Consider the following 24,959-nt stretch of genomic DNA (forward strand, 5'->3'; position numbering starts at 1 on the left):
AGACTATCTTAGGGGGCAGTTAGTCCTCTACTTTTAGTGGGCTCTCAGTAAGGGAGCCCCACTTAGTTTTGCTCAAACCAGCTTTCAAGGATAACAACAGCAGACGCCGAGTCTACTTTTCCTTTGCTTAATGCACGGTAACCACCTTGCTCAAAAAGACCAGCTTTTGCTTCTACAGTGGATAGCCGTTCATCATGCAATTCGACTTTGACACCAAAGCGACCATGAATGCGGTTGGCAAAATTACGAGCTTGGCTTGTGACGAGTTGCTCGGTTCCATCCATATTAAGTGGCAGGCCGACAATGACCAATTGAGGAAGCCACTCTTTAAGTAATTTTTCGATTTGTTGCCAATCAGGGCGACCATCGTTGGCTTTTAAAGAAGCCAACGGTCGAGCAGTGCCCGTAATTTCTTGCCCAATAGCAACACCGATGCTTTTAGTTCCAAAATCAAAGGCGAGCAAAGTTCTTCCAGACATTAAGCGTGCCCCGCTTGCATTGAAATAGTATGAATATTAACACCGATTAATTTTGCAGCAGCAGCCCAGCGTTCATTAATAGGGGTATCAAAAATGAGCTTAGGGGAAGCTTCCACCGTTAACCAGCTATTTTCCATAATTTCTCGTTCAAGTTGGCCCGGTTCCCAGCTTGAATAGCCGAGTGCTACGAGGGAGTTCTCGGGGGAATCCTCACCACCAAGCGTTTCTAAAATATCTTTGGAGGTGGTGACCATGACATCTTCATTTAAGTGTAGGCTAGATAAGAAACCAGTTATTGGTGTGTGTAAGATAAACCCATGTTCTTCTGCCACAGGGCCACCAGCAATTACAGGCCTTTCTAAGTTACGGTTATTAACTTTATCAGATATCGTAATTTCAAGTTTTTTGAGCATTGTATCGACGGAAAAATCATCAATAGGCTTATTAATTACTATCCCCATCGCCCCTTTTTCATTGTGCTCACACACATAAACAACAGACTGTTCAAAATAAGGGTCTGTTAGGGATGGCATGGCGATAAGAAAATGGTTTTGCAGATTCAAACTAAGGCTCCATTGAATTTAATAACAACTTTAAAACAACCAGTTAAAAAGACCTAAACAGGCCTTTTTAACCATTTATGGCTTATTTTTTTAGGCGACGTTCAATCGCATCCATCAACATACCCGTGATAGAAATATCGAATGCTGCTTCGATTTCACGCGCACAGGTTGGGCTAGTAACGTTAATCTCAGTCAGACGGTCACCAATAATATCAAGACCAACAAAAATTAAGCCTTTTTCTTTCAGCGTTGGCGCGACAGCCTGTGCGATGGCCCAATCACTATCACTAAGAGGACGAGCTTCACCTCGGCCACCAGCGGCAAGGTTACCACGAGTCTCACCTTGTGCAGGGATACGTGCCAAGCAATATGGAACAGGTTCGCCATCGACAACTAATACACGTTTATCACCGTCTTTAATTGATGGTAAAAAGTTCTGAGCCATACAGTAACGGGAACTATGTTCGGTTAGCGTTTCAATAATGACACCAACATTTGGGTCATCTTGTTTTAGACGGAAAATGGAAGCGCCACCCATGCCATCTAATGGTTTGAAAATAACATCCCCATGTTGCTGATGGAATTCTCTCAGTTTTTGTGGGCTACGAGTGACTAACGTATCTGGCGTCAGCTCAGGGAACCAAGCGGTAAATAATTTTTCATTACAGTCACGCAGACTTTGCGGTTTATTGACAATTAAAGAGCCCGCTTGTTCTGCTCTCTCTAAAATATAGGTAGCGTAAATAAATTCGGTATCAAAAGGCGGATCTTTACGCATTAAAATAGCATCAAGTGAACCAAGAGCGATGTCTTGCTCACCATGAAACTCATACCATTTGGCAGGGTTTTCTTCGACAGTGACTATTTTAGTTTGTGCTCTAGCCTCACCTTGGTGTAAATACAGGTCATTCATTTCCATATAATGGATTTCGTAACCACGACGCTGAGCTTCCAACATCATCGCAAAACTGGTGTCTTTCTTGATTTTGATGGATGAAATTGGGTCCATCACTATACCGAGCTTGATCATTTTTTCTCCTTAACCCAGATCACCTAAGCGCACTTGCAGTGCAGTGATAGCGGTTAGCGCAGTCGTTTCTGTTCGTAATACTCTAGGCCCTAACAGTATATCGGTAAATTGATAATTTGCTGTCATTGCGATTTCATCGGCTGATAACCCCCCTTCAGGGCCAATTAACAACCTGACTTTTTTCAATTCAGTTGGCAGTGTATTTATGCTTTCTGTTGCCCTAGGATGAAGATTAACTTTAAATGCGCCATCATCTTCTGCACACCAATCTTCAAGTGTTTGTACGGGGCGGACTTCTGGGATACGGTTGCGCCCACATTGTTCACAGGCCGCAATAGCAATTTTTTGCCATTGTTGTAATTTCTTCGCTAACCTCTCACCTTCTAAGCGAACGCCGCAACGCTCTGATAACAGTGGTGTAATGATATTCACCCCTAACTCTACGGATTTTTGGATGGTAAATTCCATCTTTTCTCCACGGGACATCACTTGCCCTAAATGCAAATCGAGAGGGGACTCTCTATCATCAATACGGCTATCTACAATGCGAACATATACATTCTTTTTAGTCGCTTCAGTAATTTCAGCATCAAACGTTTGATTGCTACCATCAAAAAGTTCGAGTTTTTGCCCCGCAGTCATGCGTAGTACTCGCCCTACATGGTTTGTGGCGTCATCACCAAGAGAAATTGTCATATTCGTTTTAAGAGGCTCTGGGTGATAAATGCGTGGGATGCGCATAGCTTTTCCTTAGTACAGACTAGGTTAATAAATAAGATAGCTTTGATGAATATGGGGATTGAATCTCTAAACACAAGCACTAGCGCTTAGTTTATAACGAAAAAAATGCTAATTGTAGTACGTCTGTGCGGTGGCAATTTTATCAATAATTACTCAAAAAAATAAAAGTTGAAAATGTCGAATAAACCGACGAAATAACACGGAATTAAAGTGTTGGGATAAGCCAGAATAGCGAGTATATTTATTTTGGCTTCGTAATGGAAGGAAGTATAAAATGAAGGAATTATTTTATTTTTTATTATCATATATTAAATCATTTATTGATAATATGACAAATATGATATCTTCCTGGCAGGGGGATGAAAGGCTTTTTTTTATTGAGTCAATTGGATTTCATCTATGTAAACAAGATGTTATATTTCTTGTTGTGTTGTTTTTATCCGTTTTAATGACTCAAAAGTTACTTATTTATCTCCCTGTTTGGTGTTTTGGGAAAAACAAAATAACAATTAAACTTCATACTTTACTTATTCTATATGGGGTGTTCGGTTGTATTATTATTGGGTCATTTAATAGTTTATGGGTAATGTTGTTTTTAGTGGTTTTTATTAATTTAATAACACCGTTATTTATTATTGATTATAAAATGGGTTATTTACCGGATGTACTAACCTATCCTTTATTGTGGTCTGGTTTGCTATATCAAATTAACTTACCTCAAGGCAATGTCATTTCGGCTATCTATGCAGTTATATTGAGTTATTTTATGATGCTAATTACCGTTACACTCGTGGAAAAAATTAAAAAACAACCACAGATGGGGCGAGGGGACTTAAAATTAATTGCAGCGTGTGCTGCATGGTTAGGGGTATGGTTATTACCTTATTTTATAGGGCTTGCGGCTTGTTTAGGGCTGTTACATTATGCATTCGCTCATTGGATATTGCCGAAAATAAGCCAAGGGGGTCATTCTCCAAGTTGTGTAAGTGCTAAGCCGTTAGTAAATGAAATAGCCCAAACCATACCATTCGGGCCTACAATTATCATTAGTGCAAGTATCTTGCTGTATTTATCTATACTGCGTATTGGTTAGCGACAACTAAATGTAAGGGTTAAGACGCAGCAGCGACCAACGAGTCTAAAAATTGCTGCCATTTGTCTGGTGACCCAAGGTAATTTTGTAAAGGAACCCGTAACCATTTCCCTTGTTGCTGAATTAACAGCGTAGGGAAACCTGACGCACCAGACTGGGCGAGCAATGCTTTACTATTCTGTATGTGTTTTGCAGTTTCATTTTGTTCACATTGCGTGTAATCACTGGTGTACTGCTCAGCATTCAAGTTAAGCTTTTGGGCTAATTCAGTAAGCACTGCCGTATCATTAATATGACGCCCAGAAATATAATGGGCTTTTTGAATGGTTTTAAGCATCTCAAAGCCTTTACCTTGCTTGGTTGCAGCTAAAATAGCGGTTTGTGGTGGTAGGGAGTCCATGACTAAATTAGGTTCATGGAGCATTTTTATATAGTCATCACCAAAAACTTGCCCTGTCATCGCTGCAATACGTTTATCTGATTGCATAATATATTGGCGAAAATCATCATCAAGATGCAAACGCGCATCACCGGCTAACATGCCACCACCATGCATCTCAACATTGGTACTGGGGTGTTTGGTTGCAATTTCCACTAAAGGGGCTGCTGCATAACACCAGCCGCAGTAAGGGTCATAAATATAGTGTAGGGTTATATTTTTCATTATTGATCCTCAGTAATAATTTGGGGTTAATTTGAGTTAAGTTGTATCATTATTATCAACAGTTATATACAACAATCTCCCTTATACTCGCGGTTGTATTTCTAGGCATATTATTCAGTATGTTAAATATACAAAATGGTTGTTATAAGGGAGTGATACTAATTTATTGAGGCCACTGCATTTCGCCTTTAATAACCTTAGCGCTTAGCTCTAAACTTGATTTATCATCCAGTTGTGGGTATTTAGCTGCAACCTGCTGTACTAATTCATTCGAGTTTTTACTCGATTGTGCGGCGGTTTCAAAATCTTGTAAGTATTGCTGAGTAAATGTCACCGTACCAATATCCAATTTAGATGCTCCCGTGAAATGACCAGGGACGACAATCGTCGGGTTCAGTGCTTTGATACTTTCTAACGTTTGCTGCCAATTTTGGCGTGATGCCTTAGTCTGTGTATCAGCCACCCAAACGTGTATATTGTCTGAAACAACCACACCACCGACAACGGCTTTTAGCGATGGAACCCACACATAAGTTCTATCTGGCGAAGCACCGTCAAGGCCTTTTATCTCTAGTTTCTCGCCATCAACAGTAAAGCTATTCCCTTTGATGATTTCGGGGACTATCACATGGGTCGGAGCTTCACCCTTTAACTCATTTCCCCAATAAGCGAGCTTGCCATCTTTAGTCGCTTTAATAGCGGCAACGGTTTCAGATGTTGCAATTACTTTAGCTTCAGGAAAGGCTTTTGTAATTGTCTCTAAGCCGAAATAATAATCAGGGTCTGAGTGGCTAATATAAATAGTGGTTAATTTTTTATTGAGTTTTTTAATTTTATCGACCAGTTGTTGAGCATCATTATTTTGAAACTGAGCATCGATTAATACGACTTCATTAGGGCCACTAATAATTTCAGATGACACAGGGAATACACTGTTGTTACCTGGGTTATAGATATCGAGTGTTAATTTCTCGGCTTGTGCTACTTGAAATGATGTTGCGATGAATACTGTTGCTGCTAAAAAAGTTAATTTCATTTTGAGTCCTAAAATTGAATTGTCTGAGATTGAACTAGGCGTTTTTGCTTGGTATGTATATTAAGTTGCAATGATTAACGGAAAAACACCATAATTAGGCGAAGTTTGTTGCATAAACCGGACGAATGGGGCGTAAATGGATAGGTTAAAGGCAGCACAAGTGTTTATCACGATAGTGGAACAAGGCAGTTTAGTTGGTGCTGCTGAAAAGTTAGATATGTCGCGTGCGATGGTGACACGTTATTTATCTGAAATGGAACAATGGGCTGGAGTACGGTTACTTAATCGAACAACAAGGCGTTTAAGTTTAACCTCCGCTGGTGAGGGGGTGTATCAGCAATCATTACAGCTCAATGCGATTTCACAATTAGTACCTGTACAACAACATCATGATGCAAAAGAGCTATCTGGCTTGGTGCGCATTAGCTGTTCACAATCGATAGCCCAAAGTGCATTATCCGTTGCTATGGCAGAATTTTTGCAGCAATACCCAAATATGACGATAGATATGCAAATATCTAATAAATCGATTAATCTTATCGAAGAACGTATCGATTTAGCGATCCGTATTACTAACCAGCTAGAACCTAACTTAATTGCTAAGCCTTTATCGACCTGCCACTCTGTAATTTGTGCTTCCCCAAAGTTTTTAACGGGGAAAAAAATGCCCACTAAACCTGAAGACTTAGTGTTACTTGAATGTCTTACATATAGCTTTTTTGGGCGCAGCATTTGGCGTTTTGAAAAACAAGGGGAACAGCATACGGTATTAGTTGGCGGGCGGTTGAGCGCCAATGAGTCCGTATTTCTTGCCCAAGGCGCTTTAAATGGTGCAGGGGTTACCATGCAACCTTATTATTCCGTCGCAGAGTATTTAGCAAGTGGTGAGTTAATTCAATTATTACCTGATTACCAACCAATGCCATTAGGTATTTACGGGGTATACACCAGTCGACAAAAAATGCCTACACCATTACGTGCTGTGATTGATTTCCTTACAGACTGGTTCAAAACGTCACCATATTGGTTAGCGTTGATGCAACAAGGCCGACGCTAAGCTCTCTTCTATTTGGCTGAAGGTACTTTTTAGTGATTGGGTGAAAATATCTGTCAGTTGAGAAGATGGGCGGTGAATGGGGCGAATTAAACTCACTGTAAATGGAATGGAAAAACTGAGGGGACGGATCACCAATTTCCCTGCAGATTGCTGATGAAAGTCTAACGCTGTTAATGGGTTTACAATGGATATCCCGATCCCCTTTAATGCCATAGCGCATATGGATGATGCAGAGTGTGTCTCCATCACCATTTTTCGTTCAATATGGTGTTCTGTAAAGGTTGAATCAATTAACTGGCGGTAACTGTCTGTTAATGACAAACTGATAAACCGTTGATGTTGAAAGTCAGTAGGCGTTAAAACCTGTTTTAGTTCAAGGGGGTGCCCTGCAGGTAACACACACACCTCATTTAAACAGCCTAACGTTTGCTGTTCAGTGCCGGGTGGTAGTTGAAGGTGTTCTGTTAAGCCAAAGTCATAACGCTGAGCAGAAAGCCATTCTTCCAGAACTGGGGATTCTTGTGGGATCACCGTGATATTTACATCAGGGTAACTTTCCATAAATGACTGACAAACCTGAGGTAATAAAGACTGGGCAAAAGCCGGTAAACAAGTAATGGATATTTGTGCGTGTTCAAAACGCCGAATAGTTTTAGCCGAATTTTTGATCCGCTCTAATCCATAATAAGAACGCTCGACTTCTTCTAAAAAACGTAAGCCTTGCGCAGTTGGTTGTAAGCGGCCTTTTACCCTATCAAATAATTTAAATTGTAATAGATATTCAAGGCGAGCAAGTTCACGACTGATGGTGGGCTGTGATGTACTCAGTAATGTAGCAGCTTCCGTTAAGTTTGGGGTAGTCATGACGGCACGGAATATTTCAATATGACGCCAAGAGATAGCTTGCATGTTTAGCCTCTAAATAAATGCTATATCAAATATGAATAGACTTTAGCAAAATGGATATTTTTTTTCCCGTTTTTTCTCTGAATAATAGATTTCAATACAATAAATTATTAAGACCATAAAAATTTGCAAACGAGAAAGACAATGACTTCATTCGCAACTACTACAAGCCAGTATTTAACACCTGAACATTTGCGTGGATTACCAGCCCAGTATGGAACCCCTGTTTGGGTTTATGATAGCGCTGTAATCATTGAGCGTATTAAGCAATTACAAGTCTTTGATACTGTTAGGTTTGCACAAAAAGCAAGCTCTAACATTCATATCCTCCGTTTAATGAAAGAGCAAGGGGTCAAAGTAGATTCTGTTTCTTTAGGTGAAATAGAACGTGCGCTGGTCGCTGGCTTCCAAGCAGGGCGTGAAAACTCAGAAATTGTTTTTACCGCAGATGTATTGGACAGAGCAACATTAGAAAAAGTGACGGCTCTGGATATTCCGGTAAATGCAGGGTCGATTGACATGTTAGACCAAATTGGTCAGAAAAAATCTGGTCACCCAGTTTGGTTGCGGATTAACCCGGGGTTTGGTCATGGCCATAGCCAAAAGACTAATACGGGTGGTGAGAATAGCAAGCACGGTATTTGGCATGAAGATTTACCAGCCGCGTTAGAAAAAATTCGTCACTATAATTTATCGTTAGTGGGCATTCATATGCATATTGGTTCTGGCGTTGATTACCAACATCTTGCTGATGTGTGTGATTCAATGGTGGCATTGGTCACCACCGCTGGGGTTGACCTGCATGCGATTTCGGCAGGGGGAGGGTTATCAACCCCTTACCGTGAAAGCGATGAATTAATAGATGTACAACATTATTATAGTTTATGGAATAACGCCCGTCAGCGTATAGAGCAGCATTTAGGGCACTCAGTCGAACTTGAGATAGAACCGGGGCGTTATTTAATGGCTGAATCCGGTGTTTTGCTGGCGGAAGTCCGTGCGGTTAAAGATATGGGGAGCCGCCATTATGTGTTAGTGGATAGCGGTTTTAATGATTTAATGCGCCCTGCGATGTACGGCAGCTATCATCATGTATCTGTTCTAACTGCGGATGGCAGTTGTGCTGATAGCTCTCAACTCATCGATACTATTATTGCAGGCCCTCTATGTGAGTCAGGGGATGTATTTACTCAATTAGAGGGTGGTTTAGTTGTTACACGCGCATTACCTGAGGTCAAAGTAGGGGATTATTTAGTTTTCCACGATACTGGCGCTTATGGTGCATCTATGTCTTCGAATTATAATAGTCGTCCATTATTACCGGAAGTCATGTTTGTAGATGGCAAGCCAACGCTGATCCGTCGCCGCCAAACGATTGAAGAATTATTAGCATTAGAATTGGAATTATAAGTTTTAAATATAATTTACATACAAAAAGCCAGCTATAATAACTAGCTGGCTTTTTGTTGTTACCCTTAAACTCACTTCTAAGAAGATAACCTTTTATAATTTACTTTATAAATTAAGCTGCTTTCTTTTTCTTACTTGTATCTTCACTTGAAGGTTCGTCAGGAGACTTTTTTGACGGAAGTACCCCTAAGTCATCAAACTCAAACTCATCCACATTAATAGTCCGTAACCGGCTAGCTTCCGCTTTACGTAAAATATCAGCTTCTTCTTGCGTAATTACATTTTCAGGGAGTAATTGGTCTGCTAGTTCATCTAAGCGAGTAAAGCTGAGTTTACGCTCTTTTAAACGGCAGATACGGTCGAAGATTGGCTCAGCAGCAATAATATCGAGTAGTGCTTGGTTTACTAAGCCATGCGGGTTGTTTTCTGTTGGTGTTAAGTACTGACCACGACCTAATCTATCCCGTGTTTCAGAAGGTTCCATCAGTAGCTGCGCCAGTTTGTGGTCAAGTCGGTCAGATGGCATCGACATAGAACGGCCAACAGGGAAGAGTGTCACTCGCATTATCGCCGCTACCATTTTATTAGGGAAGTTTTTCAATAAATCATCCATGGCTTTTTCTGACTGATAGAGACAATCTTCAACAGCCCATTTTACTAGCGGTAAATCTGCTTTTTGGCGACCTTCATCCTCATAGCGTTTTAGGGTTGCAGAGGCAAGGTACAGGTTACTTAAAATATCCCCTAAGCGTGCCGAAATACGCTCACGACGTTTTAAGCTTCCGCCTAACACCCCCATTGCCACGTCAGACAATAAAGCTAAGTTAGCACTTTGACGATTTAACATTTGATAATAACGGCGTGTTTCGTCTTTTGTTGGCGCGCTACTGCCACGACCGTTAGTCAAGCCTAACCAGAAACTCCGGAACTGGTTACTAATCACATGACCGATATGCCCGAATACAGCTTTATCAAATTTATGCAAATTATTATCTTTTGCAGCAGCCATTTCGTCTAATACAAATGGATGACAACGAATAGCACCTTGGCCGAAGATGATCATACTACGAGTGAGAATATTGGCCCCTTCAACCGTAATAGCGATTGGCGCACCTTGGTAGGCTCTGGCGACAAAGTTTGAATCGCCAAGGCAAATTCCTTTACCACCAGTGATATCCATTGCATCAATAATGGCGCGTTGACCTCTATGAGTACAATGGTATTTTACGATAGCAGAGAGAACCGCGGGTTTTTCGCCTAACATAATCCCCGACGTAATCAAAGTTGCTGCTGCATCCATCAAATAAGTGTTACCAGCAATGCGTGCTAATGGTTCTTCAATCCCTTCCATTTTACCAATTGATAATTTGAACTGGCGACGAATATAGGAATAAGCCCCTGTTGCAATAGCGATGCTCTTCAGACTTCCTGTTGAGTTAGATGGTAATGTAATACCGCGTCCGACAGAGAGACACTCGACAAGCATTCTCCAACCTTGCCCCGCCATCTTTGGCCCACCAATGATGTAATCAATAGGAACAAAGATATCTTGACCGCGAGTCGGGCCATTCATAAATGGCACATTAAGAGGGAAATGGCGATGGCCAATTTCGACCCCCGGTGTATTGGTTGGAATTAAAGCACAAGTGATACCAAGGTTTTTTTCTCCGCCTAATAGTTTATCTGGGTCAGATAATTTAAAGGCTAGCCCTAACACGGTCGCGATTGGTGCTAAGGTAATGTAGCGTTTATTCCATGTTAAACGCATACCAAGGACTTGTTCACCTTGCCATTCACCCATGCAAACTATGCCAGTATCTGGGATCGCACCTGCATCAGACCCTGCTTCAGGGCTTGTTAAAGCAAAACATGGAATTTCTTCACCAGTAGCTAAACCCGGCAAATAACGCTGTTTTTGCTCATCGGTACCATAATGTTGTAGGAGTTCACCAGGACCTAAAGAGTTAGGAACACCGACAGTTATTGCCAGTATGCCCGAAACTCCGGCAAGTTTTTGTAATACTTGTGATTGAGCATAGGCAGAAAATTCAAGACCTCCGTATTCTTTTTTGATGATCATGGCAAAGAAACGGTGATCGCGTAAATATTGCCACACTTCAGGAGGGAGGTCTGCGAGCTCATGACTCACTTCAAAATCATTGACCATGCCACAAACTGTTTCAACGGGACCATCAATAAATGCTTGTTCTTCGGCAGTCAATTGTGGTTTTGGGTAGTCATGAAGCTTATTCCAATTAGGGGCTCCTCGGAAAAGGTCGCCTTCCCACCAAGTTGTCCCTGCATCAATGGCTTCTTTTTCTGTTCTTGACATTGGTGGCATGACTTTTTGAAACATTTTCATAGCGCGGGCGGAAAATAATGATTGGCGTATTGGGCTGAAAACAAATGGAAATAATACTAAGGCGACTGGCAATAACATCCAGTAGCTCCAAATATTTATCACACCCATAACAGCAGTATAAGCCAATAATAATATTGCGCTAAAAACCAACGATGTTTTGTGATAACAAAGTACGCCAATTAAGGCTAGGAATAACACAATGCTGAGAAGGATCATAGTTAAGCTCCTGTCCACTTGTAAGAGGTCTGACCTGTTTGTTATCTTAATCTATACCCATTAATAAAGAATTAGCAATGTATTTACATCCTAATTACAACTTGGCTCACAAAAACACCAAATTATGAAAATGGTTAAGGTAATTTACATTAAGGCCATTAAAAAATTATGGTTACTAGTAAGGAAAAAGGAGGTCTTTTTCTACGAAGCTAAGACAGCACAATCAAAAGTAGAAACAAAACAATCCCTGTGCAACAATCTGAGTATTAAAGGTTAATTGTGGATACCTATCTGCTCTTTGCCATTAGATGGCATTTTTATTTAGGCTATTTTAAATATAAATTAATCATACTCTCTGTAACATGTTCTTAATTAAGAGGAAACCTCATGTATCAAGACCTGATCCGTGGCGAGCTAACAGAAGCTGCCGACACGCTATCAAATTTCCTTAGCGATGACGCAAATATTGAAGCTATTCAAAAAGCAGCCGTATTGTTAGCCGATTCTTTTAAAGCTGGTGGCAAAGTATTGTCTTGTGGTAATGGTGGTTCACACTGCGATGCGATGCATTTTGCTGAAGAGTTAACAGGGCGCTATCGTGAAAATCGTCCCGGTTATCCAGCGATTGCAATTTCAGATGTTAGTCATCTGTCTTGTGTCAGTAATGACTTCGGTTATGAATATGTTTTTTCACGTTTTATTGAAGCAGTAGGGATGAAAGGTGATGTTTTACTGGGCATCTCAACATCTGGTAATTCAGGGAATATTATCAAAGCGATTAGCGCTGCTCGTGAGAAAGGGATGAAAGTAATCACGCTAACAGGTAAAGATGGCGGGAAAATGGCAGGTACCGCAGATATTGAAATCCGTGTCCCACACTTTGGTTATGCTGATCGCATTCAAGAAATTCATATTAAAGTTATCCATATCTTAATTCAGTTGATTGAAAAAGAGATGGTGAAGTAAAGTTTTAACCGGTTTAGGAGCCTTTAAATGTGTGAGTTACTTGGCATGAGTGCCAATGTTCCAACTGATATTACGTTTAGTCTTAGTGGGTTAATTTCTCGAGGTGGGCATACCGGTCCACACAAAGATGGCTGGGGAATTACGTTCTATGAAGGCTTGGGATGTCGCACATTTAAAGATCCTCAACCAAGTTTTTTATCACCCGTTGCCCGCTTTGTGCAGGAATATCCTATCAAATCAGAAACGATTGTTGCGCATATTCGGCAAGCAAATCAAGGTGATGTATCATTAGTCAATACGCATCCCTTTACGCGTGAATTGTGGGGGCGCAATTGGACTTATGCTCATAATGGCCAATTAAAGGGTTATCGTTCATTGAAAACAGGGCGTTATTGGCCTATCGGTGAAACTGATAGCGAATGGATATTTTGCTGGATTTTACATCAGTTAAGTGAAAAGTACCCACGAAAACCCTCCAATTGGAAAAGCGTGTTTCGTTTTGTCGCGACATTGGCGGATCAGCTACGTCATAAAGGGGTGTTTAATATGTTGCTCTCTGATGGGCAATATTTGATGGCGTTTAGTTCAACGAATTTACATTGGCTGACGCGTAGAGCACCCTTTGGTAAAGCGAAATTATTAGATCAAGATATTGAAATTGATTTCGAGCAATGCACCACACCCACTGATATTGTTTCTGTTATTGCAACTCAACCTTTAACGGGAAATGAAAATTGGCAGCGGATCGAGCCAGGTAACTTTGTATTATTCCATCTTGGTGAGCGCATATTGTGATTTAGATCCTAATAATTTCGTTGGGGTATCTGGTAAGCTAACTACCGCGTATTTACCTAATGTCACTGAAATTTCTGCGGGTCTTCCTGTTTGGTTAAAGTATTCGTAAGCAGGCTGTAGCTGTTTCCAAAATGAATAGTGACTTGAGTTTCTGTAGCGCGTCATATTTTCATTTGTCATCTTAAATGGGTAGATGCTGACATTGATGGTTGGCTGGCCATTTAATAAGGCAGTTTCGACGGTTTGATAAATTTCACCCATATATTTATCTGTCATGGCATAGCATCCTACAGAAACGCAACTGCCATGGATCATTAGGTAACTACCGCTGTAACCTTGTGCTTTATCGTATTCATTAGGGAATCCAATATTGATAGATCGGTAATACCGACTATTTGGGTTGAGCTGTTCTGCGGTAATTTGATAAAATCCCTCAGGGCTTTTGAGGTCTCCTTCTATTTTTTTCGGGCCAAGGCCCCCAGAAAACTTACAAATTGGGTAAGTTTTGGTCAGCTTATATTTTCCAGAAGGGGTTTTTTGATAGAGTTCGAGTAAACCCTCTTGCTTAAATATTTGAATAAAAATAGATGAATTTTGATTATCCAAAGCATTATTCTTAAGTATAAATGAAGAGTTGCTCGCCTGAATTACAGGTGGATATATGAGTACAAATGGAAAAATTGCACTAAAAAATTTACTTAATTTCATACTAAGGCCAAATGTAGAAGTTTTCACTGATTAAAAAGAATACAGAATTTATGCATTTTAGACGAGTAAATAGAAAATTAATATAGCTTGTTAATAGTTTTTAGATGAATCTTTATCGGTTAAATAGTAATCAGCAATCGATAAAGGTGATGTTATAGTTCGGCAATTTCGAATTGTTAACAGAAAAATTTAAATATTAATGCAATTTGCTTGAACTATGTCACTTCTATAGACGGACATAGTGAGTGGGAACTGATAAAATTACGTCCGGCAGAAGAAAAAATTTAGTAACAATTATGTGAAAATACCTGCTTAAGTGGCGAAAGTGGCTTGAGCTGTTTTTATTACTGAGTCGCTATCATTCATTGCTGAATCGTTAGCTTAGGGTTTAACTGATAAACTTGTGCAGATCTTATGATTAAAATTAAAAAAGGCCTTAACCTTCCCATCGCAGGTGAGCCAGCCCAAGTGATAGAAGACGGCCCGAAAATTCAACACGTAGCTGTGCTAGGTGAAGAATATGTCGGAATGCGTCCTTCGATGCTGGTTAAAGAAGGTGAACGTGTCATAAAAGGGCAGGTTCTTTTTGAAGATAAAAAGAATCCGGGGGTTGTTTTTACAAGTCCAGCCTGTGGTAAAATTGTTGCTATTCATCGTGGTGAGCGTCGTGTGCTTCAATCTGTTGTCATTGAAATTGACGGTGATGAACAGGAAAACTTTGCAGCTTATACTCGTACTGAGTTATCTGCATTAACCAGAGAACAAGTCGAAGATAATCTGATTAAATCAGGTTTGTGGACCTCTTTAAGAACGCGTCCATTTAGTCGTTCGCCACAACCAGGTTCTTCACCTAGCGCTATTTTTGTTACTGCAATGGACACAAACCCTCTTGCTGCTGATGCCGTTTTGGTTATTCGTGAACAAGAACAGGCATTTAACGATGGGTTATTAGTCCTTAGCCATTTAACAGAAGGTAAAATCCATGTATGTCATGGAGAGGGGGATTTACCAAAAGTTGAGGCTCATAGCCAGATTTCATACACCCAGTTTGCGGGTCCTCATCCTGCTGGGTTAGCGGGGACTCATATCCATTTCTTGGAGCCAGTAAGCATCAAGAAAAAGGTATGGAGCCTTAATTACCAAGACGTTATTGCGATTGGTAAGCTGTTTGTCACTGGGCAGCTTTATACTGACCGTATCGTTTCATTGGCAGGGCCACAGGTTGAAAAGCCGCGTTTATTACGCACTTGTCTTGGCGCTGATTTATATGAATTAACTCAAGGCCAGCTTAAAGCGGGCGAAAACCGTATTATTTCAGGCTCTGTCCTTTGGGGCGTAACTTGTGATGATACCCATCATTATCTTGGTCGTTTTCACAATCAAGTCTCTGTATTAGCCGAAGGTCGCGATAAAGAACTATTTGGCTGGATTATGCCTGGTGTTAATAAATTTACGATCACTCGTACTACGATCGGGCATTTCCTGAAAAATAAGCGCTTTAATTTTACGACAACAATGAACGGCGGTGAGCGTTCAATGGTACCAATTGGTAACTATGAGCGTGTTATGCCTCTTGACATCATGATCACTCATTTGTTGCGCGATCTCCTCGCTGGAGATACCGATACATCACAAGAATTGGGCTGTTTAGAGTTGGACGAAGAAGATTTAGGTTTATGTACCTATGTTTGCCCAGCGAAGTACGAGTATGGTCCTGTATTACGTGATGTTCTGACCAAGATTGAGCTAGAAGGGTGATTCCATGGGTCTGAAAAATTTATTTGAAAAGTATGAACACCATTTTGAGCCCGGTGGAAAACTCGCTAAATACTATGCATTGTATGAAGCAGTTTCTACAGTGTTCTATACACCGGGAACGGTGACGAAAGGTCGTTCTCATGTCAGGGACACTATTGACCTGAAGCGCATGATGATTTTAGTCTGGCTTGCTGTTTTCCCTGCAATGTTCTGGGGGATGTACAACGTAGGCAACCAAGCTATCCCTGCACTTCATCAACTGTATAGTGGAGCAGAGCTACAGCAAGTGCTCGCGAGTGACTGGCATTATAGTTTGGCACAATTTTTAGGTGCCTCGCTGTCAATGGATGCTGGTTGGGGAAGTAAAATGCTGCTTGGTGCAGTTTATTTTCTTCCTATTTATGCCGTTGTTTTCCTTGTCGGTGGGTTCTGGGAAGTGTTGTTTGCCATGATCCGTGGTCATGAAATCAACGAAGGCTTCTTTATAACCTCTATCTTGTTTGCTTTGATTGTGCCTCCAACAATTCCTTTATGGCAAGCGGCTCTTGGTATTACCTTCGGTGTCGTGATTGCTAAGGAAATTTTCGGTGGTACAGGGCGTAACTTCTTAAACCCTGCGTTAGCGGGTCGTGCATTTTTATTCTTTGCTTACCCTGCTCAAATCTCCGGTGACTTGGTTTGGACTGCAGCGGATGGTTTCTCGGGAGCAACTCCATTATCACAGTGGGCTTCAGGTGGCGAACACGCGCTAATGAACACAGTAACAAGTGAGCCTATCACTTGGATGCAAGCGTTCTTAGGTAATATGCCAGGCTCGATCGGTGAAGTTTCGACGCTGATGTTGTTTATTGGTGGCGCACTCATCATGTTCTTCCGCATTGCATCATGGCGTATTGTGGCGGGTGTCATGGTTGGTATGATTGCCATGTCTTACCTATTTAATGCTATTGGTTCAGACACCAATCCGTTATTTGCCATGCCTTGGTGGTGGCATATGGTTCTGGGTGGCTTTGCATTTGGTATGATTTTTATGGCGACAGACCCAGTATCCGCTTCATTCACTGATAAAGGTAAATGGGCATATGGCATTCTGATCGGCGTAATGTGTGTACTTATCAGGGTAGTAAATCCGGCTTATCCTGAAGGGATGATGCTGGCTATTCTGTTCGCCAACCTGTTTGCTCCTTTGTTTGACTATCTGGTCGTTCAAGCAAATATTAAGCGGAGAAAAGCTCGTGGCTAATGATAAACCAATTAATAAAGATAGCGTCGGTAGAACATTTCTAGTCATTTTTATCCTTTGTCTAGTTTGTTCTGTTGTTGTCGCAGGTGCTGCAGTTGGTTTGAAGCCGAAGCAGCAAGAACAAATTCAGTTAGATACTCAGCGTAATATTTTAAGCGTGGCAGGTTTAATGCAGCCTAAAATGACCGCAGAAGAAATCCAAAAAATTTATGGGGAGCGCATCGAACCTAAGCTTTTGAATTTCAAAACGAATGAACTATCTGATAGCACTAGCCGTTATGATCTAAATGCTGAGCTACGTAGCGATGAAACCAGTATTGCCCTTTCTCCAGCAGAGGATATCGCAAAAATTCGCCGTCGCGCCAATAGTGCTGAAATCTATTTAGTGAAAGATGATGCCGGCAAAGTATCACAAATTATTTTACCTGTTTATGGTTCAGGTTTGTGGTCTGTAATGTATGCGTTTGTGGCAATCGATGTTGATGGGGTAACCTCACGCGGTATCACTTACTACTCGCATGGTGAAACACCAGGTTTAGGTGGCGAAGTCGATAACCCACAATGGAAAGCCCAATGGCCGGGTAAAAAACTGTTCAATGAACAGGGTATTCCGGCAATTAAAATCGTACGTGGTGGTGCCACAGATAGCCCATACGGTATCGATGGCCTTTCAGGTGCAACCCTAACGTCAAACGGAATTCAACATATGTTTGATTTTTGGTTAGGGGATAACGGCTTTGGTCCGTTCCTGAAAAAAGTACGTGAAGGAGCGCTGAATAATGGCTGATTCAAAAGAAATAAAACGCGTCCTACTTGGACCACTATTAGATAACAACCCAATTGCTTTGCAAATACTGGGGGTCTGTTCTGCATTAGCAGTAACAACTAAGTTAGAAACAGCATTGGTTATGACCATTGCGGTAACATTAGTTACGGCATTTTCTAACTTCTTTATTTCACTGATTAGAAATTATATTCCAAGCAGTGTGCGTATTATTGTACAGATGGCAATCATCGCTTCTCTCGTCATCGTGGTTGACCAAATTTTACGTGCGTATGCCTATGAAATATCAAAGCAACTTTCAGTATTCGTTGGTTTGATTATTACTAACTGTATCGTAATGGGGCGTGCTGAAGCTTATGCAATGAAAGCGCCACCAATAGAAAGCTTTATGGATGGTATCGGTAATGGTCTTGGCTATGGTGTGATCCTTGTATTAGTCGGTTTCTTTAGGGAATTATTTGGCTCCGGCAAACTGTTTGGTATCACTGTCTTTGAATCACTGCAAAACGGTGGCTGGTACATGCCTAATGGCTTGTTCCTCCTCGCGCCAAGTGCATTCTTTATCATCGGTATGCTGATTTGGGGACTACGTATCCTGAAACCAGCTCAGGTAGAGAAGGACTAATCACATGGAACACTATATTAGCCTATTTGTTAAATCCATTTTTATTGAAAATATGGCGTTAGCATTCTTTTTAGGTATGTGTACTTTTCTCGCTGTTTCAAAGAATGTTAAAACAGCCTTTGGACTGGGGATCGCAGTAACTGTCGTTCTTGGTATCTCTGTTCCAGCTAATAACTTGGTGTATAACTTAGTGTTGCGTGATGGGGCAATAGCAGAGGGTATTGATTTATCCTTTTTGAACTTCATCACCTTTATCGGTGTTATTGCTGCATTGGTTCAGATCCTTGAGATGATTTTGGATCGTTACTTCCCATCACTGTATAACGCACTTGGTATCTTCTTGCCATTGATTACTGTTAACTGTGCAATTTTCGGTGGTGTTTCTTTCATGGCTCAACGCGATTATAACTTTAGCGAATCGATAGTGTATGGGTTTGGCTCGGGGATCGGTTGGATGCTTGCCATTGTCTTGTTGGCAGCTATCCGTGAGAAAATGAAGTACTCAGATATTCCAGCGGGTCTAAAAGGGTTAGGTATCACCTTTGTGACAACCGGCTTGATGGCATTGGGCTTTATGTCCTTCTCCGGTGTGCAGCTATAAAGGCGAGAAGAATTCATGGAAATTATTATTTTAGGTGTAGTGATGTTTACCCTGATTGTCTTGGTGCTTACAGGCTTAATCCTGTTTGCAAAATCCAAGTTAGTCAATACAGGGAACATCAAAGTTGAAGTAAATGGCGACCCTGACAAAAGCTTTGAGGCTCCAGCTGGCGATAAGCTGTTAGGTATGCTATCTAACCAAGGTATTTTTGTTTCATCTGCTTGTGGTGGTGGTGGTTCATGCGGCCAGTGCCGTGTGACAATCAAAGAGGGTGGTGGTGATATTCTGCCGACAGAACTTTCCCACATTAATAAGCGAGAAGCAAAAGAAGGTTGTCGTTTAGCTTGTCAGGTTAACGTTAAGCAAGATTTAAAAATTGAGCTTCCAGAAGAAATCTTTGGTGTGAAAAAGTGGGAGTGCGAAGTTATTTCTAATGACAATAAAGCCACTTTCATTAAAGAGCTGAGATTGAAGATACCAGAAGGGGAGGTTGTTCCTTTCCGTGCCGGTGGTTTTATTCAAATTGAATGCCCTGAACATATTGTTAAATATGAAGATTTCGATGTACCTGAAGAGTATCGTGAAGACTGGGATAAATTTAACCTATTCCGTTATGTTTCAGAGGTTAAAGAGCCTACTGTACGTGCCTATTCAATGGCCAACTACCCTGAAGAATACGGCATTATTATGTTAAACGTGCGGATAGCAACGCCTCCGCCACGTAACCCAGATGTTCCACCAGGAATTATGTCCTCTTATATTTGGTCATTAAAACCAGGGGATAAAGTGACAATTTCCGGTCCATTTGGTGAGTTCTTTGCAAAAGAAACTGAAGCTGAAATGGTGTTTATCGGTGGTGGTGCGGGTATGGCGCCAATGCGTTCCCACATATTTGACCAATTGCGCCGTTTAAATTCTAAGCGTAAAATTAGTTTCTGGTATGGGGCTCGTTCAGTTCGCGAAATGTTCTATACAGAAGATTTTGACCAACTTGCCGCGGAACACGAAAACTTTACATGGAATATTGCACTTTCAGATCCTTTACCAGAGGATAACTGGGATGGTTATACTGGCTTTATCCATAATGTTCTGTATGACAATTACTTAAAAGATCACCCAGCACCAGAAGATTGTGAGTTCTATATGTGTGGGCCTCCAATGATGAATGCTGCTGTAATTAAGATGCTTAAAGACCTTGGTGTTGAAGATGAAAACATCTTACTAGATGACTTTGGTGGTTAAGTTATTAGGTTTATTGTACTTAACAAGGTTAGTACAGTGATAACACTTTAAAGAGGGAAGCTACTTCCCTCTTTGTAATTTAACAATGATGGCTAATTACTAATTATCTAATTGGTAATTAGTAAGTTAATAATTATTTTGACTGAAACATTCTCTGCATGGGTGACGATGTAAAGTGTGTTAATAGTCTGAGCGACTTCTACAGACTCGCTCATGATTGACGCGGAGAAAACGATGCTAAGTAAAAGAATTTATACCCCAATACTTCTGTTTGTCGCGACCCTGTTTCTTGCTGCTTGTGGTGGGCCAGAGCAACAAAATCTTCAGGGACAAACAATGGGCACTTATTACTCGGTTAAATATGTTACGGATTCTTCAGGGGCAAAACCTGAAGCGATTCAAGCTGAGATAGATAAGCGCTTAGAAGAAGTTAATGACCAGATGTCAACTTACCGACCTGACTCTGAGTTAAGTCGTTTTAACCAGTCTAAAGACATAAATACACCATTCCCTGTCTCCGCAGCAACTGCAACAGTTGTTAAAAAAGCTATTGAGATTAATAAAATCACAGATGGCTCTTTAGATGTAACTGTTGGGCCTTTAGTTAACTTATGGGGGTTTGGCCCAGAAGGGAGAGTCACTAAAGCCCCTTCAGATGAAGAATTGGCCAAGCGCAGAGCATGGGTAGGGATTGACAAATTATCCGTTCAAGACAATAACCTAGTCAAAACCATTCCTGAACTATATGTAGATCTTTCATCAATTGCGAAAGGCTATGGTGTAGACGTTGTTGCTGAATACTTAGAGTCAGCGGGTATCAACAACTACATGGTTGATATTGGTGGTGAAGTGCGCACTAAAGGTACCAATGGTAAAGAGGCGCCTTGGCGTATTGCCATTGAAAAACCTGCGGCAGATGGTGTAAGCCAAACAGTGCAAGAAGTTATCGAGCCTGGAGATAGCTCAATTGCAACCTCTGGGGATTACCGTAACTATTTTGAACAGGATGGAGTTCGTTTTTCTCATACTATTGACCCAAAATCAGGGCGACCGATTACCCATAATCTAGTTTCTATTACGGTTATTGCAGATAACTGTATGAGTGCCGATGGGCTATCAACAGGGCTAAATGTGCTAGGGCCTGAAGCTGGCTTTGCCTTAGCTGAGAAAATGAATATTCCTGTTTTTATGATTGTTAAGACAGATAAAGGTTTTGAAGAGCGTTATACTAAAGCATTCGAACCATTTTTAACCAAGAAGCAGTAATTCGGGGAGGATAAAGGAATGCTAAATATTTTTATTGCCGCCTTTGCACTGTTCTTGCTGGCGTTTTTAGGAATGTCTCTTGGGTATATTTTCAAGCGTAAAAGTATTCAAGGTAGTTGTGGCGGCTTAAGTAGTATCGGGGTTGATAAAGTATGCGATTGCCCTGAGCCTTGTGACGCCCGCAAAAAACGCATGGCACGTGAAGAAGCTCGCCAAAAGATGCTGGAAAAAAACCGCATACTTTAGTATTTAATCTATCTGTTTTCTAAACCTTAGCCATATAAAGTATATGGCTAAGGTTTTTTTATAGCATTAGCCAGTTAAAACGGTATCCGCATTTTTGTCGTATAACTAGCTATAATGGAAGGGAGTTAAGGTATATCAATGCGGTTTTATTTCTAGTGTCAATGACAGCAATAATAGCCGAATATACTATTCGTATAATATTTAAATAGCATTATTCTTCTATTTTATTATATAGATTTTAGTTGACTCATTTTCTTATGGCATGAATTTTTTGGGGTATATATGACACCCATTTCTTTACGGTATCCATCAAATTTAATGATAATTTTGCAATTCTCGGCTTTGTTTGCATTACATTTTAGGGGACTTCCACTACTCCATTTTTGGCCGCTAGAAGTGGTAACTGTCCCTATCCATGAACTTTTCCCCGTGGATGAGTATTCGATATCAAATACATCATTATGCGTTTGTTGAGCCCTTATATTATAGGTAATAAAAGCCTTATCTACATCATCTTCACTGCTTTGATAAATAATTTCGACTTTTTTAAAGTCTTCATCCCATTTATTTTCAATAGAGATTGTTCCTTTTGATTTGGACATTTTATCCTCTTGATATTTATAATGAAAGGTCATTTTGTAAGAATAGGGCTAGTTAGTTTTTAAAGGTGATTATTGAAATTAAATTAGTAGTTTAAATAAAAAATAGTATTATTATAAACTGGTATTTTTAATTTTTTCTAAAAATAGAAGTCAAGAAAATATTGCACTTTTTAATATTGGTTTTATTTAAAGTAGATGTAAATAATGATTAACATTAAAGTGTTATAAAAATAAAATAGGAGGTAGTTTAGGTGAGGAAATTAAGCTAATTTATTTGATTAAACATAATTCAAAATAAAATAGCTTAATTATTAGATTATTTTTTGAAGTTTTTTGGGGAATCAACCATTACGGCATCAACACCAATTTCTTTTGCGAGTTGATAGTCTTTTTCGTTATTGACACCAAATACAATAATATACGCTTTACCATTTTTTCTAAAACAATCGATAGCGTTTTTATCCCATGATAAGGTTGCAGGTGAACGAGCTTCACCTAAAGTATACTTTTCAACAACTTCAACTTTACGATGAAGCTCGAAACCATACCAGCGAGTATTATCTTTATCATTTTCTATAGGGCATTGGCGACTCATAACACTATTCGCTAGCATTGTTCTTGTTTCATCACGGCTTTCAAATAATTGGAATTGAGGTGAAAGAGACTTTAATGCCGTTAGAAAGGCATCATTAGTTGAATAAAAACGGACTTGTTTAAATGCCTTAGTCTTATTTAATAATGTAAGGATAGCTTGTGCTTGCTGAGCAGGGTCGGCATCAGGGGATTTTAAGTCAATATAGAAAGTGGTATTAGGGTATTTCTGTAGAACAGCTTCTAATGTATTAATTGTTGTTTTTTGCAAAGGGAATTGTTGGTTATGTTTTTTACTAAACTTATAGGCAGCATTGATATGACTTAATTGCTCTGCGGTATAAGCAGATACTGGCCCTTTTTTTTCTGTTAACGAGTCTAAATCACTTGGGCGATATAAAACTAATTGATTATCTTTACTTAATTGTACTGTTAGCCAAATAGCATCGGCTTTATTTTCTTTTGCTAAATCAATTGCATAAATAGTATTTTCCGGTGCATCAGCAGTACCGGCTCTGTGTGCAACAATTTGTGGTGATAATGCTAAAGCAGTTTGACTTGCAAGAAGTAGAATAACTGACGCCATAGTTTTAACATATTTTGATGTTGATAGAATTGCCATAGGTATCATCCATAAAAGAATTTTTTATAAAGTATAATGAGTGAAAAGGACGCATCTGTTTTATTACATTTTCACGGTAAAGTAAGTATTTACGATTGTTTTTAAGACAAACTTTAAATAACAAATGCTGTTATATAGTGTGGCAGACTATTATTTCAATAATATTAATTATTTTTATTATCATTAGGTTATCTGCTATTTTAGAATTGATGTCAGCGAATAGGCCCAGATTGCACGGCTAATAATAATACTGTATATTTAATCAGTTGATTGATTGTGTGGGCTAACTTGTGCGTAAAATTATACATATTGATATGGATTGCTTTTATGCAGCCATCGAAATGCGTGATGACCCAAGCTTGCGTAGTATCCCTATTGCGGTAGGAGGAAGTGCCGATCGCCGTGGTGTGATCAGCACCGCAAACTATGAAGCTCGTCGTTATGGCGTACATAGTGCCATGTCTACCGCTATTGCTCTAAGGCTTTGCCCTCAACTTAAAGTCGTTTCAGGGAGAATGGCGTTATATAAAGAAACGTCCATTCATATACGTAAGATTTTTGCGCGATATACAGATTTAATCGAGCCGCTTTCCCTCGATGAAGCTTATCTTGATGTGACTGACTGCTCACAATTACATGGTTCAGCTACGTTAATCGCAGAGGCAATTCGTCAGCAAATTTTTGATGAATTACAATTGACAGCCTCAGCGGGGATTGCCCCTATCAAGTTCCTTGCTAAAATCGCCTCTGATATGAATAAACCAAATGGGCAATTTGTGATCACCCCGCAAAATATTGATCAATTCATTCTGACTTTACCACTAAGAAAAATTCCGGGAGTGGGAAAAGTCACCGCACAAAAGCTAGCAGATATGGGGCTAACGACTTGTGCTGATGTGCAAAACTATGACGTTGTTACACTGATTAAAAGCATGGGGAAGTTTGGGCAGGTACTATGGGAGCGTTGTCACGGTATCGATGAACGGCCTGTAAACCCAGATAGACTAAGGAAATCCGTTGGTGTTGAGCGGACTCTTGCTGAAGATATTCATGAATGGAATGATTGCCTTTTATTATTAGATAAACTTTATGATGAACTGCAATTGCGTTTAGCTAAAGTGAAGCCTGATTTACGCATTGCGCGCCAAGGCGTAAAGTTTAAATTTGATGATTTTCAACAAACAACACAAGAGCATGTTTACCCAATGCTTAATAAGCAAGATTTAGTCCAGTTGGCAAAACAAGTTTGGGTTAATCGACGTGAACAGCGAGGGGTACGATTAGTTGGGTTGCATGTTATGTTACAAAGCCCTCAATTGGAAAGGCAATTGTTATTAGAACTATAAATAAAAC

General features: G+C 40.2%; 25 protein-coding genes. 14 read left to right on the forward strand and 11 right to left on the reverse strand.

Annotated elements, in window-relative coordinates:
- Positions 1 to 62: 62 nt before the first annotated feature.
- The 4 genes from ruvX to rsmE form a co-directional block, all read right to left on the reverse strand.
- Positions 63 to 479, reverse strand: a complete 417-nt coding sequence (ruvX, locus tag RB151_RS04815) for a Holliday junction resolvase RuvX (RefSeq protein WP_042848722.1) — start codon at positions 477 to 479, stop codon at positions 63 to 65.
- Positions 479 to 1,042, reverse strand: a complete 564-nt coding sequence (locus RB151_RS04820; RefSeq protein WP_042848721.1) for a YqgE/AlgH family protein — start codon at positions 1,040 to 1,042, stop codon at positions 479 to 481. The genes ruvX and RB151_RS04820 overlap by 1 nt, the downstream gene beginning before the upstream one ends.
- Before the next feature lie 82 nt (positions 1,043 to 1,124).
- Positions 1,125 to 2,072 carry a glutathione synthase gene (gene gshB / locus RB151_RS04825; protein ID WP_042848720.1) on the reverse strand — a complete coding sequence of 316 codons (948 nt, stop codon included), beginning with the start codon at positions 2,070 to 2,072 and terminating at the stop codon, positions 1,125 to 1,127.
- A gap of 9 nt (positions 2,073 to 2,081) precedes the next feature.
- Positions 2,082 to 2,813, reverse strand: coding sequence for a 16S rRNA (uracil(1498)-N(3))-methyltransferase (gene rsmE / locus RB151_RS04830; RefSeq protein ID WP_042848719.1), 732 nt, complete (start codon positions 2,811 to 2,813; stop codon positions 2,082 to 2,084).
- Positions 2,814 to 3,261: 448 nt separating this feature from the next.
- Here rsmE and RB151_RS04835 point away from each other — a divergent pair, with 448 nt between their 5' ends.
- A complete protein-coding gene (locus tag RB151_RS04835; protein WP_042848749.1) occupies positions 3,262 to 3,906 on the forward strand; it encodes a prepilin peptidase in 645 nt (214 codons plus the stop codon).
- A 19-nt stretch (positions 3,907 to 3,925) separates the two neighbouring features.
- On the opposite strand, the gene RB151_RS04840 is transcribed toward RB151_RS04835, so the two are convergent.
- Positions 3,926 to 4,570 carry a DsbA family protein gene (locus tag RB151_RS04840; RefSeq protein ID WP_071547814.1) on the reverse strand — a complete coding sequence of 215 codons (645 nt, stop codon included), beginning with the start codon at positions 4,568 to 4,570 and terminating at the stop codon, positions 3,926 to 3,928.
- 163 nt (positions 4,571 to 4,733) lie between these two features.
- The gene (locus RB151_RS04845) at positions 4,734 to 5,606 is read right to left on the reverse strand and encodes an MBL fold metallo-hydrolase (protein WP_071547815.1); all 873 of its coding nucleotides are present in this window, start codon (positions 5,604 to 5,606) and stop codon (positions 4,734 to 4,736) included.
- 136 nt (positions 5,607 to 5,742) lie between these two features.
- On the opposite strand from RB151_RS04845, the gene RB151_RS04850 reads away from it, so the two are divergent.
- On the forward strand, positions 5,743 to 6,663 hold the full coding sequence (locus tag RB151_RS04850; RefSeq protein ID WP_042848715.1) for a LysR family transcriptional regulator: 921 nt from the start codon (positions 5,743 to 5,745) through the stop codon (positions 6,661 to 6,663).
- Here RB151_RS04850 and RB151_RS04855 read toward each other — a convergent pair.
- Positions 6,634 to 7,572: a LysR family transcriptional regulator gene (locus RB151_RS04855; RefSeq protein ID WP_048608240.1), complete on the reverse strand. Its 939-nt coding sequence runs from the start codon at positions 7,570 to 7,572 to the stop codon at positions 6,634 to 6,636. The genes RB151_RS04850 and RB151_RS04855 overlap by 30 nt on opposite strands.
- Before the next feature lie 141 nt (positions 7,573 to 7,713).
- On the opposite strand from RB151_RS04855, the gene lysA reads away from it, so the two are divergent.
- Entirely contained in the window at positions 7,714 to 8,979 is a 1,266-nt protein-coding gene (gene lysA / locus RB151_RS04860; RefSeq protein WP_042848713.1) for a diaminopimelate decarboxylase, read from the forward strand.
- Positions 8,980 to 9,091: 112 nt separating this feature from the next.
- Here the strand turns inward: lysA and fadE are convergent, their stop codons facing one another.
- On the reverse strand, positions 9,092 to 11,557 hold the full coding sequence (fadE, locus tag RB151_RS04865) for an acyl-CoA dehydrogenase FadE (protein WP_042848712.1): 2,466 nt from the start codon (positions 11,555 to 11,557) through the stop codon (positions 9,092 to 9,094).
- Positions 11,558 to 11,944: 387 nt separating this feature from the next.
- On the opposite strand from fadE, the gene lpcA reads away from it, so the two are divergent.
- Together lpcA and RB151_RS04875 are read left to right on the forward strand one after the other, a co-directional pair.
- Positions 11,945 to 12,523: a D-sedoheptulose 7-phosphate isomerase gene (gene lpcA / locus RB151_RS04870; protein WP_042848711.1), complete on the forward strand. Its 579-nt coding sequence runs from the start codon at positions 11,945 to 11,947 to the stop codon at positions 12,521 to 12,523.
- 27 nt (positions 12,524 to 12,550) lie between these two features.
- The gene (locus tag RB151_RS04875; RefSeq protein WP_042848710.1) at positions 12,551 to 13,318 is read left to right on the forward strand and encodes a class II glutamine amidotransferase; all 768 of its coding nucleotides are present in this window, start codon (positions 12,551 to 12,553) and stop codon (positions 13,316 to 13,318) included.
- Here RB151_RS04875 and RB151_RS04880 read toward each other — a convergent pair.
- Positions 13,289 to 14,026, reverse strand: coding sequence for a L,D-transpeptidase family protein (locus tag RB151_RS04880; RefSeq protein WP_042848709.1), 738 nt, complete (start codon positions 14,024 to 14,026; stop codon positions 13,289 to 13,291). The genes RB151_RS04875 and RB151_RS04880 overlap by 30 nt on opposite strands.
- Before the next feature lie 414 nt (positions 14,027 to 14,440).
- Here RB151_RS04880 and RB151_RS04885 point away from each other — a divergent pair, with 414 nt between their 5' ends.
- From RB151_RS04885 to nqrM, 8 genes are all read left to right on the forward strand, one after another.
- A complete protein-coding gene (locus RB151_RS04885) occupies positions 14,441 to 15,784 on the forward strand; it encodes a Na(+)-translocating NADH-quinone reductase subunit A (RefSeq protein ID WP_042848708.1) in 1,344 nt (447 codons plus the stop codon).
- A 4-nt stretch (positions 15,785 to 15,788) separates the two neighbouring features.
- Positions 15,789 to 17,027, forward strand: coding sequence for an NADH:ubiquinone reductase (Na(+)-transporting) subunit B (locus tag RB151_RS04890; RefSeq protein ID WP_042848707.1), 1,239 nt, complete (start codon positions 15,789 to 15,791; stop codon positions 17,025 to 17,027).
- Positions 17,020 to 17,814 carry a Na(+)-translocating NADH-quinone reductase subunit C gene (locus RB151_RS04895; protein WP_071547816.1) on the forward strand — a complete coding sequence of 265 codons (795 nt, stop codon included), beginning with the start codon at positions 17,020 to 17,022 and terminating at the stop codon, positions 17,812 to 17,814. Before RB151_RS04890 ends, RB151_RS04895 begins: the two co-directional genes overlap by 8 nt.
- The gene (locus RB151_RS04900) at positions 17,807 to 18,436 is read left to right on the forward strand and encodes an NADH:ubiquinone reductase (Na(+)-transporting) subunit D (protein WP_042848705.1); all 630 of its coding nucleotides are present in this window, start codon (positions 17,807 to 17,809) and stop codon (positions 18,434 to 18,436) included. The genes RB151_RS04895 and RB151_RS04900 overlap by 8 nt, the downstream gene beginning before the upstream one ends.
- Positions 18,437 to 18,440: 4 nt before the next feature.
- Complete coding sequence (nqrE, locus tag RB151_RS04905) at positions 18,441 to 19,037, forward strand: NADH:ubiquinone reductase (Na(+)-transporting) subunit E (RefSeq protein WP_042848704.1); 597 nt, start codon at positions 18,441 to 18,443, stop codon at positions 19,035 to 19,037.
- Between the two features lie 15 nt (positions 19,038 to 19,052).
- Positions 19,053 to 20,279, forward strand: a complete 1,227-nt coding sequence (gene nqrF, locus RB151_RS04910; protein ID WP_042848703.1) for an NADH:ubiquinone reductase (Na(+)-transporting) subunit F — start codon at positions 19,053 to 19,055, stop codon at positions 20,277 to 20,279.
- A 234-nt stretch (positions 20,280 to 20,513) separates the two neighbouring features.
- A complete protein-coding gene (locus tag RB151_RS04915; RefSeq protein ID WP_042848702.1) occupies positions 20,514 to 21,545 on the forward strand; it encodes an FAD:protein FMN transferase in 1,032 nt (343 codons plus the stop codon).
- 18 nt (positions 21,546 to 21,563) lie between these two features.
- Positions 21,564 to 21,791 carry a (Na+)-NQR maturation NqrM gene (gene nqrM / locus RB151_RS04920; protein ID WP_042848701.1) on the forward strand — a complete coding sequence of 76 codons (228 nt, stop codon included), beginning with the start codon at positions 21,564 to 21,566 and terminating at the stop codon, positions 21,789 to 21,791.
- Between the two features lie 227 nt (positions 21,792 to 22,018).
- On the opposite strand, the gene RB151_RS04925 is transcribed toward nqrM, so the two are convergent.
- Complete coding sequence (locus RB151_RS04925) at positions 22,019 to 22,393, reverse strand: hypothetical protein (protein WP_042848700.1); 375 nt, start codon at positions 22,391 to 22,393, stop codon at positions 22,019 to 22,021.
- Between the two features lie 316 nt (positions 22,394 to 22,709).
- Positions 22,710 to 23,606 (reverse strand): glycerophosphodiester phosphodiesterase family protein, encoded by an 897-nt coding sequence (locus RB151_RS04930; RefSeq protein WP_048608232.1) that lies wholly within the window; start codon positions 23,604 to 23,606, stop codon positions 22,710 to 22,712.
- A gap of 290 nt (positions 23,607 to 23,896) precedes the next feature.
- On the opposite strand from RB151_RS04930, the gene dinB reads away from it, so the two are divergent.
- Positions 23,897 to 24,952 carry a DNA polymerase IV gene (gene dinB / locus RB151_RS04935; RefSeq protein ID WP_042848698.1) on the forward strand — a complete coding sequence of 352 codons (1,056 nt, stop codon included), beginning with the start codon at positions 23,897 to 23,899 and terminating at the stop codon, positions 24,950 to 24,952.
- The last annotated feature ends 7 nt before the right edge of the window (positions 24,953 to 24,959 follow it).

The sequence above is a fragment of the Providencia rettgeri genome (assembly GCF_001874625.1).
Taxonomy (GTDB): domain Bacteria; phylum Pseudomonadota; class Gammaproteobacteria; order Enterobacterales; family Enterobacteriaceae; genus Providencia; species Providencia huashanensis.

Bases quoted from the DNA above. Each gene is read 5' to 3' on its own strand.
- fadE (WP_042848712.1), bottom strand. From the start codon at position 11,557: ATGATCCTTCTCAGCATTGTGTTATTCCTAGCCTTAATTGGCGTACTT.
- RB151_RS04915 (WP_042848702.1), top strand. From the start codon at position 20,514: ATGCTAAGTAAAAGAATTTATACCCCAATACTTCTGTTTGTCGCGACC.
- rsmE (WP_042848719.1), bottom strand. From the start codon at position 2,813: ATGCGCATCCCACGCATTTATCACCCAGAGCCTCTTAAAACGAATATG.
- nqrE (WP_042848704.1), top strand. From the start codon at position 18,441: ATGGAACACTATATTAGCCTATTTGTTAAATCCATTTTTATTGAAAAT.
- RB151_RS04930 (WP_048608232.1), bottom strand. From the start codon at position 23,606: ATGGCAATTCTATCAACATCAAAATATGTTAAAACTATGGCGTCAGTT.
- lysA (WP_042848713.1), top strand. From the start codon at position 7,714: ATGACTTCATTCGCAACTACTACAAGCCAGTATTTAACACCTGAACAT.
- RB151_RS04885 (WP_042848708.1), top strand. From the start codon at position 14,441: ATGATTAAAATTAAAAAAGGCCTTAACCTTCCCATCGCAGGTGAGCCA.
- RB151_RS04880 (WP_042848709.1), bottom strand. From the start codon at position 14,026: ATGAAATTAAGTAAATTTTTTAGTGCAATTTTTCCATTTGTACTCATA.
- RB151_RS04890 (WP_042848707.1), top strand. From the start codon at position 15,789: ATGGGTCTGAAAAATTTATTTGAAAAGTATGAACACCATTTTGAGCCC.
- RB151_RS04850 (WP_042848715.1), top strand. From the start codon at position 5,743: ATGGATAGGTTAAAGGCAGCACAAGTGTTTATCACGATAGTGGAACAA.
- ruvX (WP_042848722.1), bottom strand. From the start codon at position 479: ATGTCTGGAAGAACTTTGCTCGCCTTTGATTTTGGAACTAAAAGCATC.
- RB151_RS04875 (WP_042848710.1), top strand. From the start codon at position 12,551: ATGTGTGAGTTACTTGGCATGAGTGCCAATGTTCCAACTGATATTACG.
- RB151_RS04845 (WP_071547815.1), bottom strand. From the start codon at position 5,606: ATGAAATTAACTTTTTTAGCAGCAACAGTATTCATCGCAACATCATTT.
- RB151_RS04900 (WP_042848705.1), top strand. From the start codon at position 17,807: ATGGCTGATTCAAAAGAAATAAAACGCGTCCTACTTGGACCACTATTA.
- nqrM (WP_042848701.1), top strand. From the start codon at position 21,564: ATGCTAAATATTTTTATTGCCGCCTTTGCACTGTTCTTGCTGGCGTTT.
- lpcA (WP_042848711.1), top strand. From the start codon at position 11,945: ATGTATCAAGACCTGATCCGTGGCGAGCTAACAGAAGCTGCCGACACG.
- RB151_RS04840 (WP_071547814.1), bottom strand. From the start codon at position 4,570: ATGAAAAATATAACCCTACACTATATTTATGACCCTTACTGCGGCTGG.
- RB151_RS04855 (WP_048608240.1), bottom strand. From the start codon at position 7,572: ATGCAAGCTATCTCTTGGCGTCATATTGAAATATTCCGTGCCGTCATG.
- gshB (WP_042848720.1), bottom strand. From the start codon at position 2,072: ATGATCAAGCTCGGTATAGTGATGGACCCAATTTCATCCATCAAAATC.
- RB151_RS04835 (WP_042848749.1), top strand. From the start codon at position 3,262: ATGACTCAAAAGTTACTTATTTATCTCCCTGTTTGGTGTTTTGGGAAA.
- nqrF (WP_042848703.1), top strand. From the start codon at position 19,053: ATGGAAATTATTATTTTAGGTGTAGTGATGTTTACCCTGATTGTCTTG.
- RB151_RS04925 (WP_042848700.1), bottom strand. From the start codon at position 22,393: ATGTCCAAATCAAAAGGAACAATCTCTATTGAAAATAAATGGGATGAA.